The organism is Nostoc cf. commune SO-36, assembly GCF_023734775.1.
Classification (GTDB): domain Bacteria; phylum Cyanobacteriota; class Cyanobacteriia; order Cyanobacteriales; family Nostocaceae; genus Nostoc; species Nostoc commune_A.
In genome coordinates this window covers 2215646-2231883 of record NZ_AP025732.1, presented here as the reverse complement: position 1 = coordinate 2231883, position 16238 = coordinate 2215646, and the positions used below count along the sequence as shown (strand labels likewise).

Annotated in this window: 16 protein-coding genes and 3 pseudogenes; 10 read left to right on the top strand and 9 right to left on the bottom strand. The window is 40.9% G+C overall.

Annotation, left to right across the window (positions count from 1 at the left end):
- Positions 1 to 150: 150 nt before the first annotated feature.
- Complete coding sequence (locus ANSO36C_RS09825; RefSeq protein WP_251960293.1) at positions 151 to 255, bottom strand: Rieske 2Fe-2S domain-containing protein; 105 nt, start codon at positions 253 to 255, stop codon at positions 151 to 153.
- A 299-nt stretch (positions 256 to 554) separates the two neighbouring features.
- Here ANSO36C_RS09825 and ANSO36C_RS09820 point away from each other — a divergent pair, with 299 nt between their 5' ends.
- The 3 genes and pseudogenes from ANSO36C_RS09820 (at position 555) to ANSO36C_RS09810 (ending at position 3831) form a co-directional block, all read left to right on the top strand.
- A complete protein-coding gene (locus tag ANSO36C_RS09820) occupies positions 555 to 887 on the top strand; it encodes a hypothetical protein (RefSeq protein ID WP_251959371.1) in 333 nt (110 codons plus the stop codon).
- Positions 888 to 1832: 945 nt separating this feature from the next.
- Positions 1833 to 3179, top strand: a complete 1347-nt coding sequence (locus ANSO36C_RS09815; protein WP_251959370.1) for a GTP-binding protein — start codon at positions 1833 to 1835, stop codon at positions 3177 to 3179.
- A 394-nt stretch (positions 3180 to 3573) separates the two neighbouring features.
- Positions 3574 to 3831 (top strand): annotated as a pseudogene (locus tag ANSO36C_RS09810) (CP12 domain-containing protein).
- Here the strand turns inward: ANSO36C_RS09810 and ANSO36C_RS09805 are convergent.
- Both ANSO36C_RS09805 and ANSO36C_RS09800 read right to left on the bottom strand, forming a co-directional pair.
- Positions 3828 to 4649: pseudogene (locus ANSO36C_RS09805) on the bottom strand (TlyA family RNA methyltransferase). The pseudogenes ANSO36C_RS09810 and ANSO36C_RS09805 sit on opposite strands and share 4 nt — an antisense overlap.
- A complete protein-coding gene (locus ANSO36C_RS09800; protein WP_251959369.1) occupies positions 4650 to 5084 on the bottom strand; it encodes a DUF29 family protein in 435 nt (144 codons plus the stop codon). It abuts the pseudogene before it with no gap.
- A 191-nt stretch (positions 5085 to 5275) separates the two neighbouring features.
- Here ANSO36C_RS09800 and ANSO36C_RS09795 point away from each other — a divergent pair, with 191 nt between their 5' ends.
- Genes ANSO36C_RS09795 through ANSO36C_RS09785 form a run of 3 tightly spaced genes read left to right on the top strand, consistent with a single transcriptional unit; the run spans position 5276 to position 5916 of the window.
- Positions 5276 to 5551 carry a hypothetical protein gene (locus ANSO36C_RS09795; RefSeq protein WP_251959368.1) on the top strand — a complete coding sequence of 92 codons (276 nt, stop codon included), beginning with the start codon at positions 5276 to 5278 and terminating at the stop codon, positions 5549 to 5551.
- The gene (locus tag ANSO36C_RS09790; RefSeq protein WP_251959367.1) at positions 5548 to 5709 is read left to right on the top strand and encodes a pepsin/retropepsin-like aspartic protease family protein; all 162 of its coding nucleotides are present in this window, start codon (positions 5548 to 5550) and stop codon (positions 5707 to 5709) included. The genes ANSO36C_RS09795 and ANSO36C_RS09790 overlap by 4 nt, the downstream gene beginning before the upstream one ends.
- Before the next feature lie 42 nt (positions 5710 to 5751).
- Positions 5752 to 5916: a hypothetical protein gene (locus ANSO36C_RS09785; protein ID WP_229488611.1), complete on the top strand. Its 165-nt coding sequence runs from the start codon at positions 5752 to 5754 to the stop codon at positions 5914 to 5916.
- Positions 5917 to 6205: 289 nt separating this feature from the next.
- On the opposite strand, the pseudogene apcB reads toward ANSO36C_RS09785, so the two are convergent.
- Positions 6206 to 6716 (bottom strand): annotated as a pseudogene (apcB, locus tag ANSO36C_RS09780) (allophycocyanin subunit beta).
- 357 nt (positions 6717 to 7073) lie between these two features.
- On the opposite strand from apcB, the gene glnA reads away from it, so the two are divergent.
- The gene (glnA, locus tag ANSO36C_RS09775) at positions 7074 to 8495 is read left to right on the top strand and encodes a type I glutamate--ammonia ligase (RefSeq protein ID WP_251959366.1); all 1422 of its coding nucleotides are present in this window, start codon (positions 7074 to 7076) and stop codon (positions 8493 to 8495) included.
- A gap of 123 nt (positions 8496 to 8618) precedes the next feature.
- Here glnA and ANSO36C_RS09770 read toward each other — a convergent pair whose 3' ends face one another.
- Complete coding sequence (locus ANSO36C_RS09770) at positions 8619 to 8819, bottom strand: hypothetical protein (RefSeq protein WP_012411649.1); 201 nt, start codon at positions 8817 to 8819, stop codon at positions 8619 to 8621.
- Between the two features lie 294 nt (positions 8820 to 9113).
- Here ANSO36C_RS09770 and ANSO36C_RS09765 point away from each other — a divergent pair, with 294 nt between their 5' ends.
- Positions 9114 to 10172, top strand: a complete 1059-nt coding sequence (locus ANSO36C_RS09765; RefSeq protein ID WP_251959365.1) for a class I SAM-dependent methyltransferase — start codon at positions 9114 to 9116, stop codon at positions 10170 to 10172.
- 874 nt (positions 10173 to 11046) lie between these two features.
- Here the strand turns inward: ANSO36C_RS09765 and patX are convergent.
- Complete coding sequence (patX, locus tag ANSO36C_RS09760; protein ID WP_410174686.1) at positions 11047 to 11274, bottom strand: heterocyst-inhibiting protein PatX; 228 nt, start codon at positions 11272 to 11274, stop codon at positions 11047 to 11049.
- 107 nt (positions 11275 to 11381) lie between these two features.
- A complete protein-coding gene (locus ANSO36C_RS09755) occupies positions 11382 to 13199 on the bottom strand; it encodes an FAD-dependent oxidoreductase (protein ID WP_251959363.1) in 1818 nt (605 codons plus the stop codon).
- Between the two features lie 138 nt (positions 13200 to 13337).
- On the opposite strand from ANSO36C_RS09755, the gene ANSO36C_RS09750 reads away from it, so the two are divergent.
- A complete protein-coding gene (locus ANSO36C_RS09750; RefSeq protein ID WP_251959362.1) occupies positions 13338 to 14378 on the top strand; it encodes a DNA-methyltransferase in 1041 nt (346 codons plus the stop codon).
- A gap of 6 nt (positions 14379 to 14384) precedes the next feature.
- Here the strand turns inward: ANSO36C_RS09750 and ANSO36C_RS09745 are convergent, their stop codons facing one another.
- Positions 14385 to 15359: a BstXI family restriction endonuclease gene (locus tag ANSO36C_RS09745; protein ID WP_251959361.1), complete on the bottom strand. Its 975-nt coding sequence runs from the start codon at positions 15357 to 15359 to the stop codon at positions 14385 to 14387.
- A complete protein-coding gene (locus ANSO36C_RS09740) occupies positions 15356 to 15601 on the bottom strand; it encodes a helix-turn-helix domain-containing protein (protein WP_251959360.1) in 246 nt (81 codons plus the stop codon). The genes ANSO36C_RS09745 and ANSO36C_RS09740 overlap by 4 nt, the downstream gene beginning before the upstream one ends.
- Before the next feature lie 325 nt (positions 15602 to 15926).
- Here ANSO36C_RS09740 and ANSO36C_RS09735 point away from each other — a divergent pair, with 325 nt between their 5' ends.
- Positions 15927 to 16238 (top strand): helix-turn-helix domain-containing protein, encoded by a 312-nt coding sequence (locus ANSO36C_RS09735; RefSeq protein ID WP_323374577.1) that lies wholly within the window; start codon positions 15927 to 15929, stop codon positions 16236 to 16238.

Here is a 16238-nt window from a genome sequence, read left to right as displayed (position 1 = left end):
ATCATGCAGTAATTTTTGTTAGTCTTTTATAATTTATATAATTTATAACTTCCTAAACTTGCTCAAAAAGTATGGTGGCATTGTCCAATCTGATTTGATGTTGCTAGGCTAACAAGGATCTACAGCAGGTTTCCAATCAACTAAACGAATTTAGTTTTGCTTGACTACTACCGTAATTAGTGGTAGACAGCGTTTAGCTGGGGCATGAACTACTCGACCCGGAGAATCGTATTGAGACTCATGAAAATTACAAATAAAGTGATTGTTGTCAAGTTCGCATTTAACCGTACATCTTAAATGGGTGCAAATGTTTAATATAAATTCATTTTTATAAAATTTGCTTTTTCAAGAGTTGTTTCTGCAAGTGTGATTTTTAATTATTATTTATTTCTGGAGTAAGACGTTATTGTTTAGCCTCATAGCTAAAATCTAACTTAAGATATGTTTTTCATAAAATCTATTCTCAAACTCTCTCTAGAGAAAGAACTCTTTATGCTTTTGATTTTTTATGATGTTGATTAGTTAAGTCACATTTTTTGATATCTGAAAGTGCCATGAATAACAATAATCAAGAAAATCAAATTAATCAACCAGTAGGCGAAGAGCGGGATTCTCGTAAACCAAATGTAAACGACAGAAACTTAACCGCAAATCCAGGAGATAGAATTGCTGATGAGCCTCAATCAGTTGAAGAGAAGGCTAAACAGGCAGCTGTTGATAATGTACCAGACATTACAGGCGACAATATCACAGTCCCAACTTACTTCGTTGTGGATGAACCCAATGGCGAAAAAAAGGCACTCCATCACGTTAAAGATGCTGAAGAGATTTCTGACATGATTCGGGAAGCACGAGTTGACGAAAATGGAAATCGAATTTGGTGGTAGTTCTTTATTGAAGATGCAAAGACGCGGAGAAATTATTAAATAATTTCTCCGTTTCTTTGATTTATCGTCTCCAGGTATAAAAAAGAATTAATTTATATTGTCAGCATCACGCAAATTTTTGCTAATCAAATTTTGTTATCAGATACAAATATATAATAGCCCAGGTCATATAAGTATTTTTACTGTGTCAGAAAAAGCAGGTTGTGAGTTAAATTTACCAAGATTTACGTAAGAGCGATCGCTATAACTTCAATATTTTTTCATGAAAAATATTTTTTAGTGCCCAAAAATTAAAATTTCTAAGAAGTCGTCACTTATACCTTTGACATAAAAGTATATAGCTTCAATAATGTTCTTACGTAAAAATCCATAGTTGGATCAAAATCCTATTTGATTTTTGCCAAGTATGCTGAGAGCAAAAACCTAATCCGGTTAGCTCTTAGTCAGCTTTGCTTTGACAAATTAAATAGGTTCTATCAACTGGCATTAATAGGGTTGCATTATGCTTTTCTCGAATTCAAAAACCAGCTTAAAAAATAGCAAAAAAAACAATAAACTAGGCACAGTTTTTTGGACTAATAGTAACATTGTGATACTAACGGGGTATTTAATCACTCTAGCGATTTGCACATTGATAACTTTATCTTTATTATTGCCCTTATTTACAGCTATCTTATATACTTCCATTGGAAACTCGTACCACTCTACATCGATTCCTTGGATAGATAATGCATCGGAATGTGAACATACTGGCAGAAATTGGAGCGATCGCAAGTGTTGGGATAATGAACATGATCCTATGTTCTGAATGGACACTTCACAAAAAGGGCATACAAACTCTTCTGAATAATTGCCTAATTTGACAAAACAAGCTAACAGTCTGGAAATTATATCAGAATGGATATGTAGCCTGTTGTTTGTCCAACCTTAAATCAACCTAACTTCGTGCGTAATCTGCAAGAAACTCATTTAAATCGTGCCCGCGCCAGTCTCAGACAAGCGCTGTCTTGGTATGGATATCTCCGCAAATCAGGACAGCTTTCATCCAACCCAGAATTGGTAGGTTTGGTAAAACCAGAATTGGAAGCTTTGAATGCCACACTCAACAAGCTGGATTCTAACGTCATTAGAATTGCCGCCTTTGGTTTGGTTAGTCGGGGAAAGTCAGCAGTTTTAAATGCCTTACTGGGAGACAAGATTCTGCAAACTGGGCCCTTGAACGGTGTCACTCAATGGCCCCGTTCCGTGCGTTGGCAGCCCGGTGGTAAGGTACTAGTAGAGTTAATTGATACCCCCGGATTAGACGAAATTGAGGGTGAGTTAAGGGCAGACATGGCGCGAGAAGTCGTGCATCAGGCTGATTTAATTTTGTTTGTCGTGTCTGGTGATATTACACGCACTGAGTATCAAGCACTGCTGGAATTGCGGCGATCGCAAAAACCCTTGATTTTAGTATTTAACAAAATAGACCTTTACCCAGATACAGACCAGGGAGTGATTTACCAAAATTTGCAACAACTAGGTGCAGGACATCCCGATGCCAAGCCTCTACTACCTGATGAAATTGTCATGGTGGCGGCGGAACCAGCAGCAATGGAAGTGCGGGTAGAGTGGCCTGATGGGCGTGTCAGTTATGAATGGGAAACACCACCACCGCAAGTAGACGAACTCAAAGAGACAATTCTGAATATTCTTAATCGGGAAGGGCGATCGCTTCTGGCTTTAAATGCACTGATCCAAGCACGAGATGCAGAAGCCGCGATCGCTCAAAAAACCATCGACTTACGCGAACAAGAAGCTGAAGATATCATTTGGCAATTTACCAAATACAAAGCTTTGGCAGTAATGCTCAATCCCATCGCTTTTTTAGATATCCTTGGCGGAACTGTTGCAGATTTAGCTTTAATTCGCGCCCTAGCTAGATTGTATGGTTTGCCGATGACTAGCTACGAAGCCGGGAAAATTTTAAAAACGATTTTATTTAGTTCTGGTGGTTTACTACTGGGAGAATTAGGTAGTAGTTTTCTTTTGGGTTTGGGTAAAACTACTGCCGCAATCACCAGTGGTGACAATCCCAGCAATATTACTGCCTTTGCTGGCACTGCGATCGCTCAAGCTGGTATCGCTGGGTATGGTGCGTACTCCGTTGGCAAAGCCGCTCAAGTGTATCTCGAAAAGGGTTGCACTTGGGGACAGTTGGGCGCTAGCAGTGTGATTCAAGAAATTTTATCTCAAGTTGACCAGAATACAATTCTGTATCGTCTGCGACAAGAGTTAGGCATAAAATATTGAGAATAAATAACATTTATTAAGTATTTGTTACCGTTTATAAGTGTTTAGGATTTACGCATTGACAAGAAATAGTAAATATGTATAACGTGAAAAGCCACATCTTTCGTAAGGGTAAAGCATTGCTAAACCCCTACAGCATGGTCTATTTACGATCAAAGGATAATTAATCAAATCCTGAAACAACCTATTTTCGTTAAGCCACATCATGATTAATTTGTACAGTGCGTAAGTCCTAGTGTTTATCAACTTCTATCAAACTCCTCTGACAATTGACTGACATTCCAAATTTGAGATGCAAGATTAAGGGTACAGGTTACAGGGTAGAGGTTATGGGAAATAAACACTATCCCCTATCCTCTAATATTTTTCTGTATAAATTAAAGGTAAAAATATCATGACAACTACCCTAAAAATTGAAACTGCTGGGGCAACAAATCTTGAAGAAGCCATTATTGAAGCCATTACTGAAGCGCGGACAACTTGTGAGTTAGATGGCAGTGATTCTGCTGGTTGTGCCGTAGCCTGAGACATTGTGGAAGAATTACAAGCTGAAAAAGCCGATCAACAGCAAGCCAAATCAAAGAAAACCTCTTTAGAAAACTATTGCGATCGCCATCCTGATTCTGTAGAGTGTCTCATCTACGACGTTTAATTCTTCCGTAAATCAGTTGTTGCTGATTGCGTTATCTGCCTAATTGCTTCTAAATAAAGTGCGTGGTGTTTCACTTTCCATTCCCAACCACAAAAGATATTCAATATTCCCAGCAGGGCCAGTGATCGGCGACCAAGTTAAGCCTTTATATTTCCATCCTAATTCGTGGGCTGTTTGCAACACCTGGAAAATGGCATCAGCTTGGTCGTTTGGATCGCGCACAACACCTTTTTTACCCACACGGGATCTGCCGACTTCAAACTGTGGCTTGACTAACAACACAGCTTCTCGGTTAGCTTGAGTTAGTTGCCACAAAGCAGGCAGAATTTTCGTTAAAGAAATAAACGATACATCGACTACCGCCAAATCAGGAATCGAGTCATTTTCGCCGTATAACTCATCTGGTCGTAGTTGCCGTAAATTGGTGCGTTCCCGCAAAATCACCCGCGAATCATTTCGCAACCGCCAGTCAACTTGTCCGTAACCAACATCAATACCGTAAACTAGTTTTGCTCCAGCTTGTAAAAGACAATCAGTAAAACCACCAGTAGAAATCCCACCATCTAAACAAATGCGCTCTACTACGGGAATGGCAAATACTGACAAAGCTTTAGAGAGTTTTTCGCCGCCTCTAGAAACAAAAGGCGATCGCTCTTTAATATTTATTTGAGCGGCAATATCAACTTCTGTACCAGGTTTATCAACTAACTGCATGATTAAACAGTAACTTCCCCCGCCTGAATTAAGCGTTGTGCTAAGGCGCGCGAAGAACATAAATTTAACTCTACTAATAGTGTGTCGAGTCGCTGTTTAGCCAATTAATTAGACTCTCCTGGTAAGATTAAAACCAAAGCACGATTGATAATTTCTTCTTGGTTAACCAGCTTTTCTAATTCTTGCACTTCATAACGACCTTCTTCTACTTCTAAGGAAGCCTCATCAATGGCATTTAAATAGGCTTCTGCTAATATTTCTAACAATTCTTCTGGCGTGAAATAATAGCCCCCAGCTTTGCGCCGCTTATTTTCCCGTTGAATTTCCCGAACCGAATTCCGAATTGATACTTCCCAAGAGCGAGTTGTGCGATTTTCAGCTTGTTGTTTAATCAGATGCAACAGCAAAATCACTGCATAGCTACGAATTGTTTTAATTATGTCATTTCGGCTCATTTCTGTTAATTCTTCAACTACAATCAATGCTCCTTGAACATCGCCCTTAACAAGCAAGTCTTTCAGAGTTAATAATTCTTCCATAATCAGCGCCTCAAACATGGGCAACTTCTATTGTGGCTTATAGCGGTTCTAGTTCAGACAAGACAAGCTAATGCGTTTAATCTATTAGCGATCGCATTCCTTAGCCAGTCGAATTTAACTGTTAAGCTTAAAATAAATGTTAGAGGAGTTTCTCCTTCCTAACCAGTGGTATAAGACTACGGAGGAGAATTATGGCATTACGGCAACCTCGTTACACCAAAGAGGAATTTGCTCGTCGCGGTGATGAAATCTACGACTCTCAAGTGCGTCCACAAGTCGAAGCAGATAATTATGGCAAGATTGTTGCAATCGACATTGAGACAGGTGCATGGGAAATGGATACTGATGAAATAAATGCCTCGAAGCGCCTTGAGACTCATTACCCAGATGCACAAATCTGGTTTGTGCGTATTGGTTCTCGCTATGTGCGTCGGTTTGGATCTAGTCGAATCGACAAAACAAAATGATTATTGGAAGTGTGAATGCTGACTACGAGCCAATCATCCTTCTACGTATTTCTGGTGCTGATGCTAAAGTACATGAGCAAACCGCCATTGTTGATACAGGTTTTAACGGCTGGTTATCCCTACCACCCGATTTCATTGCTACATTAAAGCTACCCTAGAAAAGGCGAGGACGAGCAATTCTAGGAGATGGTAGTGAATGTGTGTTTGATGTCTATGAAGCTATTGTTGTCTGGGATGAGCAATTACTAACCATTCCGATTGATGAAGCTGAGTCAGATCCACTTGTCGGTATGTCACTAATGGAAGGTTACAGATTAACGGTAGAGGCAATCGAAGGCGGTCTTGTAAAACTTGAGAAATTGTGAGCAGCCTAATGAGTAAATCAGCGATTCGGAGCGATCGCAACTTAATGTATTATTCTTTGGAAACACACAACATCAAGATAATTAAGATACAGCAAAATCCGTGTAAGAATTAGCTGACCAAAGCGTTCGTAAAATATACCTTCATAGACTCGTTTGGGAACTGCTAAATAAAATTGGTGTTTTGGTTGTAGTAACTGGTAGAGTTCACAAAAAAGCGATCGCCCCATCAAACCAAAGTGCGATCGCTATTTATAATTCTTGTGGGGCAGACACCTTGCCCTCCTAAAATCTAAATATCCTGTTCGCTTAACTCGCGTGTGATGTGATCAAAAGAGTTCATCCACAAAAGCAGTATTAACCACACCTGCTGCTGCCACTTGTTCCTTAATCAGATCCTTAAGAATTTGGACACCACGAACTGTAGGCCCAATAGGTACTCCTAAAGAATTGTAAGTTTCCCGTAGCCCTTGTAGCACACGCTCATCTAATACATTGGTGTTCCCAGCAACTAACGCATAAGTAGCGTAGCGCAAGTAGTAGTCCATATCGCGCAGACAAGCTGCATAACGACGAGTTGTATAAGCATTTCCACCGGGGCGAATCAATTCTGGCAGTTCTTCAAATAACTTTAAACCAGCTTGCTTGACAAGTGCAGCCGCATTAGAATTTATCGCCGCCGCCGCTTGTACTCGGACTGTACCACTGTCAAAGTAAGACTTTAGGCTATCGATCGCATTCCGGTCAAAATACCGACCAGCTAAGTCATAATTCTTAATTAAACTTGTTACCGCATCGCGCATTCTTTTTTCTCCCAATCCTTGCTATTTATGGTTTGATATTTATTTGGCTGCACTTATGCACCAGTAAATTTTTGTGCTATTTAAAATAGATTCGGCACAAAAACAATCTATCCACTATTTAAGGATTCTATGCCAAAGTTGACCCCTATATGATGAACTTTCCAGTTTTGTACAGATGATCCCCGAAAGGTTAATATAACCTGATAATCTAGATATCTGTAACATAAGCTACAAAATTCGCTAATGTCTAGTATTTAAGATATTTCTGGTGTGTCACGGCCTGATTGAGATCAGCACGGTTAGGATGCAATGTAAGATTCTGGTTGACTTTAGGAAATTGGTAGAGAAGGAGTAACAATGACAACACCACAAGAACTCTTGAAGAGAATTCAAGATGAAAAAATTCAACTGATTGATCTCAAATTCATCGACACAGTAGGGACTTGGCAGCACCTCACACTGTACCAAAACCAAATCGATGAGACTGCGTTCACTGATGGCGTACCTTTTGACGGTTCCAGCATTCGAGGTTGGAAAGCGATCAACGAATCGGACATGACAATGGTACTCGACCCCAACACTGCTTGGATCGACCCATTCATGGAAGTGCCAACACTAAGTATAATTTGTAGTATTAAAGACCCCCGCACGGGTGAACCGTACAACCGTTGCCCACGCGTTATTGCCCAAAAAGCAATAGATTACTTGGTTGCCAGTGGCATTGGTGATACAGCCTTCTTTGGCCCTGAAGCTGAGTTCTTTATTTTTGATAGTGCTAGGTTTGCCCAAAATGCTAACGAAGGCTACTACTTCTTAGACTCCGAAGAAGGTGCTTGGAATTCTGGTAAAGCCGGTACAGATGCAAAACCCAACTTGGGTTACAAACCACGCTTCAAAGAAGGTTACTTCCCAGTTGCACCAACGGATTCTTTCCAAGATATCCGTACAGAGATGCTGTTGACAATGGCAGAATTAGGTGTGCCCATTGAAAAGCATCACCACGAAGTTGCTACTGGTGGTCAGTGCGAACTAGGTTTCCGTTTTGGTAAATTGATCGAAGCGGCTGACTGGTTGATGATTTACAAATATGTCATCAAGAACGTTGCTAACAAATACGGTAAAACCGTCACCTTCATGCCAAAACCGATTTTTGGCGATAACGGTTCAGGAATGCACTGTCACCAGTCCATCTGGAGAGATGGCAAACCTCTGTTTGCAGGTGATAAGTATGCTGGCTTGAGCGATATGGCGTTGTACTACATTGGTGGTCTTCTCAAACACGCACCAGCGCTGTTGGCAATTACCAACCCCAGCACCAACTCATACAAGCGCCTAGTACCTGGTTATGAAGCTCCAGTGAACTTGGCTTACTCTGAAGGGAACCGTTCTGCTTCTATCCGTATTCCTCTATCTGGTAAGAACCCCAAAGCTAAACGTTTGGAATTCCGTTGTCCAGATGCTACATCTAACCCTTACTTAGCATTTGCTGCAATGCTTTGTGCTGGTATCGATGGCATCAAAAACAAAATCCATCCTGGTGAACCCTTAGATAAGAATATCTATGAACTCTCTCCAGAGGAGCTTGCAAAGGTTCCCTCAACTCCAAGTTCTTTAGAACTGGCATTGCAAGCACTAGAAAACGATCACGCTTTCTTGACCGAATCAGGCGTTTTCACGGAAGACTTTATCGAAAATTGGATTGACTACAAGCTTAACGAAACCAAGCAGTTACAGCTGCGTCCTCATCCTTACGAGTTTTACCTGTATTACGATGCTTAATGAAGAGTCGTATCTAACTAAAAAGTAATAAATTTTGCCACCCTAAATTAGAGGGTGGCTTTTTTTTCCAAAGTTGTCAGTTGAAACATTCAATCAAAAAATCCAACTTATGACTTCTGAAACTTAGCTCATGGAAGCGTGGCTGGGGCCATAAATCATCCGACTACTAGCATCTACCTTCCCTTGAATTGGGTTCCAGTAGTGAGATACTTCTTCAGGAAGTCCAAGTTCTTGTGCAGCCCGCATCAGCATTGATTGTTGGCGATTTTTAACTTGCTGATGTTCACGTACCATCAACGCACGAGATTTATCTGCGATAGACATAACCATAGTCCTCTCTATTTTGTGAATATATAATTTATTTGTTCCTCACAAAACTAGTATAGCGAAAATTCTGTAACATAGGCTACTTTTTACAAAATTTATATTTGTTTTTCCTGACAATAGTAGGTATTTTTTCCCAAAGCTGGAAAAATCTTTCCTAATCTACCTTTGATGGCTAAAACCATCTGGCTTCAGATTTGTCTCACCTGAGAGCTTTAGCTTTCCAACAGTAGATAATTTTTTCGTTACAATTATTTACATAATAAGTAAAAAATCAAAACTTGAGCTATTTTTATGCCTGAGAGTTTAACTAAGCTGACTTATCAAACCTTTCAGCAGAGCAAAAATTACTTTGGTCTGGCTCACAAAATATTAAGTTCACGGTTGAGGAACCTGATATATCCGACACTTGAACAAAAGACCAAACCCATCCCGAATGAGCTTTTACTGAAACTTCAACAGAGATTGGATCAGTTGCTAGAAACAGACTGGCAAGATGCCCAAAAAGGTGTATACCCGGAAAATTTGCTGTTTGACAACCCTTGGGATGACTTTTTCCGCTACTATCCGTTGGTATGGCTAGATTTCCCTCAAATGTGGGAGCGGGTTAAGCAACAGAATTACCAAGATTTTTCGCCCGAAATTAACACAGATGGTTATCCCAGCTACTACGTGCAGAACTTCCATCACCAAAGCAATGGCTATTTGAGTGAGTTGTCAGCCAATTTATATGACTTACAAGTAGAAATTCTTTTTGGTGGGGCAGCTGATGCGATGCGGCGGCGGATTCTTGCTCCCCTCAAGCAAGGGCTGAAAGCAATTGATTCGGTTGCACCACGGCAAGCCCGTATTTTAGATGTAGCTTGTGGAACTGGGCGGACTTTGAAGTTGATTCGGGCAGCCTTGCCGCAAGCATCCCTGTTTGGCACAGATTTGTCACCAGCTTATTTGCGTAAAGCGAATGAACTACTATCCCAAATTCCAGGAGAACTGCCGCAACTTTTACAAGCCAATGCCGAAGAGTTACCCTATTTAGATAACTATTTTCATGCTGTAACTTCTGTTTTTCTCTTCCATGAGTTACCAGCATCTGTACGTCAGACAGTGATTGAGCAATCCTACCGGGTAACAAAACCAGGCGGAGTCTTTATTATCTGTGACTCAATTCAGTTGAGTGATTCACCTGAGTTGGAATATATGATGGATTTTTTCCCTGAAGCTTTCCATGAACCCTATTACAAGCATTACACCACTGATAACTTGCTAGAACGTTTACAGAGAGTAGGCTTTGAGAATATTGAGATGCAAGTCCATTTTATGAGCAAGTATTTCATTGCTCATAAGCCAGCATAAAACCTTCTCAAACATTTTCTTTAAATAAACTTTACCTAAAAAGGGCAAATGCAAAATTTTGCATCTGCCCTTGGGTGTAGAATTAAAATAAGTAAGATGATCTAGCGCGATCTTTCTTAATATTTATTTTGTCGGGAGCCATTTGCGAGGAGAATCAACCAGGGGGCAAGAGTAGCTCAGGAATAGTAAGATTTTTTGGCAAATGCAATAAACCTATACTACTTGTGCAAATCCATGCGTTAGAAAAGCTCAGATGAAACGAAAGAGATTTTATGCTTCGGCAAAGGACGCTAAACAAACGTCGGAGCGAAGATCGATTACTTGTTATCTAGATAACCAGCTACTGAATGCATGAGAACAAAACCTATTGGGCAATAAAGTAATACAGCACTTCCGGCAGCTATGAGGTACATCCTCAAAGCTAAAAGCTATGTTAGGAGAGAGGCAATAAGAAAAACTGTATTGCATAATAGCGGGAAGCGCTGTAGTTGCCTTAAGACTGTTTCCTCAACAAGCAAAATGTCTGAATTAGATGTGCTTTAGATTGACTGATAGTCTAAGTAACATCTATTTCTAGAACCGTTGAAGATTAAGACACAGAGCTTTTCAGGAATATGAGCAATAGTTGTGTAGCTTTTGAGGAGTTGGTAATGCTGTTGATCAAGGCACTTAATTTGATTTGCGTTTTGATCGGCAGGATTGATGCCAACTATATATACAAAGCTTGCAGTTGAAATACTAAGCGATCGCTGAAGATTTTAGTGTGTCAACTGTATATATCTCTGCCAGAAAAGCTGTGTTCAAGATGTTAGCACAATATCGTGTTTTCTGGTAATTCTGTTCCTTTAGGAAAAGAGGCATTACCCGACGGTAGTTAAACCACAACATAGATATTTACGAATTTTTGTGTCACTTCTCTGCGCCCACTACCGCGATGACGTGGCGCATCATCTGAAGCTTGTTCAGATGCCGCCGAGAGCCACTGTTCCGAAGCAGGCGTGGAAGGCAGCCCAGTTGATAAGTGATTGACCATTGCTTGGCAGTTAAAAGCTAAGGGGCCGAACGCCAGACTCGAGACTAAAAGTGAAATGGCAGCACGCATAGCAGATGTCTATTTTGGAACTCTCCACTTCACTGATACTTAGCTTTTTGATTAATATCCGGACAATTCATCAAAAAGTATTCTGTTTTACTGAAAATAAACTCTTCTTAGCCTCCGTTTATATTTTCGACTAATAACCAATTACCAAACTGATTATGACGACCCCACAATGTAACTAATTGTTCGTGGGGATAAGCGCGTAATTGCTTGTCGATATGCGATCGCAACGTCACAAGCTGCCAACTTTGCCCTTGGTATGCGGCTGGGGCGGTGACAGTGAATCTGTATTCCTGCTGTTCCAAGCGGTAAAAGATCCCTTGGAAACAGTTACTTTCCTGAATTAATGCTTTGTCAAAAGCAGAGTCAGGGCAATCGCCACTAACTGGATAGGCTTGTGGGCTATCTAAGTAATACAGTTGCCAGTGCCGCCAATCCGAATGATTGGGGGGAAGATTAAACAAAGGAATAATTAGCGCTTTTGAGCGATTATCTTCTAATAAAGCCGTTTGCACCGTTCTAACAGGTAAATCCCTCGGCTGGCAGTTTAATTCAACACATATCGCCGCTGCCATCCCTGCTGCTTGACCAATGTTCATAACCACAGGTTGTAATCTGGTGGCGCCATTGGCAATGTGGGAGACAGAGATATTTTTTTCACAAACCAAGAAACCATCTGTTGTGGTTGGAATCAGGGAACTGTAGGGAATTGTAAAGGGCGTTCCAGTCCAGCGTCCCCCCCAACGGATAGATTTTGGTTGCAGTGGGAATTGAACACCAGGATAATGATGGTCATTGGCGTAGTTACCAACTGCGATTGCTTCGCAAACGCCAAGGGCGAACGCTTCTCCTGTCGGAGACGCTCCGCGAACGCAAACGCCAGGGGCGATCGCATCATTAAATATAGATGCAACTCTACCTCCAGTAATTGGCAAAATATCCTGTTCTCGGATAGTAGTTAGCCCCACTAGGCGGCGGCTTTCCCGGTAATAGGGATGTAATGCAAAAGCTGTAGAGGCGTGAGGAAATACTTTTTCTGCTAAACCATAGCGACGACCAAGCTGTTTTTGGATAAAATGGGCAAAATTTTGGCTGTGCCAGCGAGATTCTTGGATGAATTCACCTCTGGATACATCTGACTCTATCAGCCGCCCTACTCCTTGGCCGTAGTCATTGCCACAGATTGGCCAATTAATCATAAACAGACCACCAGGTAAGCGTCCATAATTTAAAAATGTCTCTGCTCCATAGCCATCCCAAGCACCTGTAAAATGCGATGGATTATAGTTAGGGGCAGCCGGAATTTCTGGTGCAATCGCTTCACCAAAGTCTTGCATAATCACTACATAAGTGGGCGCTTGCACAGGATATTTCTGAGTTAAAGAGTTAAAAACCACTGGGGCGCTGGATTCTTCCCACTCAGATTGCAATTCCCAACCCCAACGGTAAGGTATGTCAGCTAAAGCCAATAAATCTCCCAATTCTGTAGCGTCGAGAATAATTTTGGCTGTGACAGCAAAATCAGCAAAGCGGACACCAGTAATCAAATCACCTTGACGGAACACTTCTATTGGTACTTGTCCAGAAATCCACTGCAAATTGGGCAATTCCTGCACCCAGTCTGCAAAAATCTCTGCCCCAATGCGGGGATCGTAACTAAAAAAGCTTACCCAGCTATTATCTAATCCTCCAGGCTGTCGTTGTCGCAATTCCTGCAAAAACGCACCCCATAACCCTGTTTGAAAGGCTTCTAATTCGTTGCCATCGGGTACAGACACCCCAGCCGAAGTGAGCATTCCTCCCAACCAAGAAAATTCACTCACCAAAATGGTTTTGGCTCCTCGTCGCGCCGCTTGGATAGCAGCCGCAGTCCCTCCGGTTCCCCCACCGACAACTAAGACATCAGCTGTGTATGTATGATTGAGCATTTCTCACCTCTCTGGAGTGTCCCCATATTTTCTCCAGTTCGGTTACATCAAGCAAGAGAACTTAGAACTTATTTGGAAGCAGGGGTGAAGCGGTGCAGGGATGCTATGTTATTGGTCTAACAGATTTTAGTTTTAGTGATGACAATTTACCTAGAATCCTCTGAAGTTACTCTTTATCAAGGAGATTGCTTAAATGTGTTGCGATCACTTCCCGATGATTCAGTTAACCTAATACTTACAGATCCACCCTACCATACCACCAAAAAAGCTAATATCACTGGGGACAGGGACTTTAAAACCGACAAAAGTTACCTTAACTGGTTAGACACCATAGCAGAGCAATGGCAACGTGTCTTAGCTCCAAACGGTTCTCTCTATTGTTTCGCTTCTCTTAAAATGGCAGCCAAAGTAGAGGTTTTGTTAGATGAAAGGTTTAATGTGCTATCCTCGATTACTTGGACGAAGCCTAATGAACCAGGTTATGACGGATGGAAGCAGAAAACAAAAAAAGAAAGTTTGCGGAGTTGGTATCTAAATTCAGAGCGGATCATTTTTGCGGAGTCAGCATCCAAAGAAGAACAAAACCAAACTGCTTTTGGAAGCTTGCTCAAGAAAACTAGATTAGCAGCAGGGTTGTCAACAATTCAACTCACAGAAGCTATTGGTGAATATGGCAGCGTAAATCATGGTGGTGCAGTGTCTAATTGGGAAACTGGTAGGAATATCCCAGATCCTATTCAATACGAAAAACTCAAAGCAGCGTTTTCTAAATTAAGTCCTCAAGTTCCGCCACTACCTGATTACGAAAAAATTATTAGGCCGTTTTATGTAACAGCCGATATATCATATACAGATATCTGGGAATTCCCAACAGTTAAACCTTATCCTGGTAAACACCCAGCAGAAAAACCCCTAGACTTAATTACTCATATTATCAAAGCTAGTTCATACCCTGGTGATGTAGTACTAGATTCCTTCGCTGGCTCAGGAGTTGTTGGACAAGCTGCCAAAATATTAGGACGCAAAGCCATATTAATTGAAATTGAAGAAAGTTTGTGTCACACAATAGCTCAACGGTTTTCAAAACCATCTCAATTATTACCAGAGCCTCAAAAACCTGCGTTTGACTGGCAGCAAGAACCTTTATTTCGGCTACTACCAAATCTCGAAGCCATGTAAGTTAAATTATTTAATCCGTCCATTATTTCGGAGTATATCTTCCATCCATTCCAATGTAAGCTGAACACCCCAGTCTCTAGCAGCTGCATTACAGTGATGATGTCCCCAACCAAGATTGTAACGACGATGGTTATATACGCCTGCTTTCAGTTCTTTAACATGAAACAGATTGGCTGTAGTAACTGTTAAATCTGGGACATTTCTGCCCTCTGCTTGTTCAACACGGTAGGCAAGTTCCTTGGCTAAAATAGGTTTTAGGCAAAGAGGGCAAACTGTACGTCCTTTGTTATCAAGCATCCGGTTTTTTTCAAGAAGTTGAAGATCGTCAAGTCCCATTTCTCGACATTTATCCTCAATTTTTGCTTTGCATTCTTCAGGATTTGGGATATCTTCTTCACGAGCCATATCAAGAATGCCTTCGGTTCGCCAAACCAGAAAAGATAGCTGATATCTGGTAGCTTCTATCTCTTTAGAGGAAGCATACTCATAAACACGAATCCCCGCCCCTTGACCGCCCGTATCCTTATCTACATATCCATGCCTTTCAATACAGTCATTATCACTTGTTGTATCTGGTACACGGGCAATGTATTGTCCTCCTAAAGGTGGTTTTCGGGAATTTCCTGCTACCCAACTATACTTACTCGGAGGGTAGTGATTCCAGTGATATCTTGTTTCATAAAGAACTAATAAGTTTTCACCAAGAGTAAGGTTTGTTGGTAAATTACGGCGAGGAGTTGGAGGATGATTAGAAAAGTATTCTTCTGGATTCGCAAGAACGATGTACCCGTTTTCAAAACCTCCTTCTGGCAAGATTATGTCAGCTTTCCATGAACTTATGGGTATGAGAACGGTACTGTTTCGATTAACACGATTTTGATAGACAGTATCTTTTTCAGCACCTCTTGTTTGACCAGTTTTTTCTACCTTTTTTGCTATTGCAGCCGGCAGCCCCAGTCTGTAATTTAACTTAGGTCTCACTCTTCTACCTCAATGCCATATTCAGCAAAGAGAGCAGAAATAGATATATTTAGTGCTTTAGCGAGCTTCTCTATGTTTTCTAATGAAGGGTTACGTTGCCCTCTTTCGATACTTGAGATGTAAGTACGATGAAGTTGTGCCCGTTCAGCTAACTCTTCTTGTGAAAGATCCATTTCTCGCCGCCGTCGCCTTATAGCTTTTCCAAAGCGTTGGTTGATATCTAATTCGCTCTTTTTGTTCACGACATAATGTTGTCGCATTGTAGACAATATATCTACATACAATACGTTAATATTTGCAGACTATAAGTAACATAAACTTAGGTATTAAGGCTGCAATAATTACAATCGATAAAAAAGTTACAAATTTCCTTTCTTGCTAGATAACCTTATACCCATTTTTCGTTTATTGCGTTTGTGTAATACAATTAAAACAAAATACTAAGCTCACCATCCTTATGAATACTTTTTCCAGTATTACTACAGAAGCCGAAGCTCAGGCTATAAAGCAACTTGAACACACACTCAATCAGGAACAACTGAAATTAGTAGTGGAAATGGCGAAGAAATGACTATTCCTGATTCTGTAAGTCGTGTGCTACGACAAGTAGTGCAGGCAATGGCATCAGGAAAAACTGTAACTATAGTTACACATAATCCAGAACTAACAACACAACAAGCAGCTGATTTTTTGAATGTATCACGTCCCTATCTGATTAAATTATTAGAGCAGAGTGAGCTTCCTTACGTGATGGTAGGAACTCATAGACGGGTGAAATTTGAGGACTTAACAAAATATAAACAGCAAAGGGATATTAAACGTAGACAATTGCTAGATGAATTGATAGCCGAAAGCCAAGAGTTAGGATTTTATGAGTAG

Excerpts from the sequence above, each read along its gene's own strand:
- ANSO36C_RS09755 (WP_251959363.1), bottom strand. The coding sequence starts at position 13,199 with ATGCTCAATCATACATACACAGCTGATGTCTTAGTTGTCGGTGGGGGA.
- ANSO36C_RS09800 (WP_251959369.1), bottom strand. The coding sequence starts at position 5,084 with ATGGAAGAATTATTAACTCTGAAAGACTTGCTTGTTAAGGGCGATGTT.
- ANSO36C_RS09765 (WP_251959365.1), top strand. The coding sequence starts at position 9,114 with ATGCCTGAGAGTTTAACTAAGCTGACTTATCAAACCTTTCAGCAGAGC.
- ANSO36C_RS09820 (WP_251959371.1), top strand. The coding sequence starts at position 555 with ATGAATAACAATAATCAAGAAAATCAAATTAATCAACCAGTAGGCGAA.
- patX (WP_410174686.1), bottom strand. The coding sequence starts at position 11,274 with ATGCGTGCTGCCATTTCACTTTTAGTCTCGAGTCTGGCGTTCGGCCCC.
- glnA (WP_251959366.1), top strand. The coding sequence starts at position 7,074 with ATGACAACACCACAAGAACTCTTGAAGAGAATTCAAGATGAAAAAATT.
- ANSO36C_RS09770 (WP_012411649.1), bottom strand. The coding sequence starts at position 8,819 with ATGTCTATCGCAGATAAATCTCGTGCGTTGATGGTACGTGAACATCAG.
- ANSO36C_RS09735 (WP_323374577.1), top strand. The coding sequence starts at position 15,927 with ATGACTATTCCTGATTCTGTAAGTCGTGTGCTACGACAAGTAGTGCAG.
- ANSO36C_RS09750 (WP_251959362.1), top strand. The coding sequence starts at position 13,338 with ATGACAATTTACCTAGAATCCTCTGAAGTTACTCTTTATCAAGGAGAT.
- ANSO36C_RS09795 (WP_251959368.1), top strand. The coding sequence starts at position 5,276 with ATGGCATTACGGCAACCTCGTTACACCAAAGAGGAATTTGCTCGTCGC.
- ANSO36C_RS09790 (WP_251959367.1), top strand. The coding sequence starts at position 5,548 with ATGATTATTGGAAGTGTGAATGCTGACTACGAGCCAATCATCCTTCTA.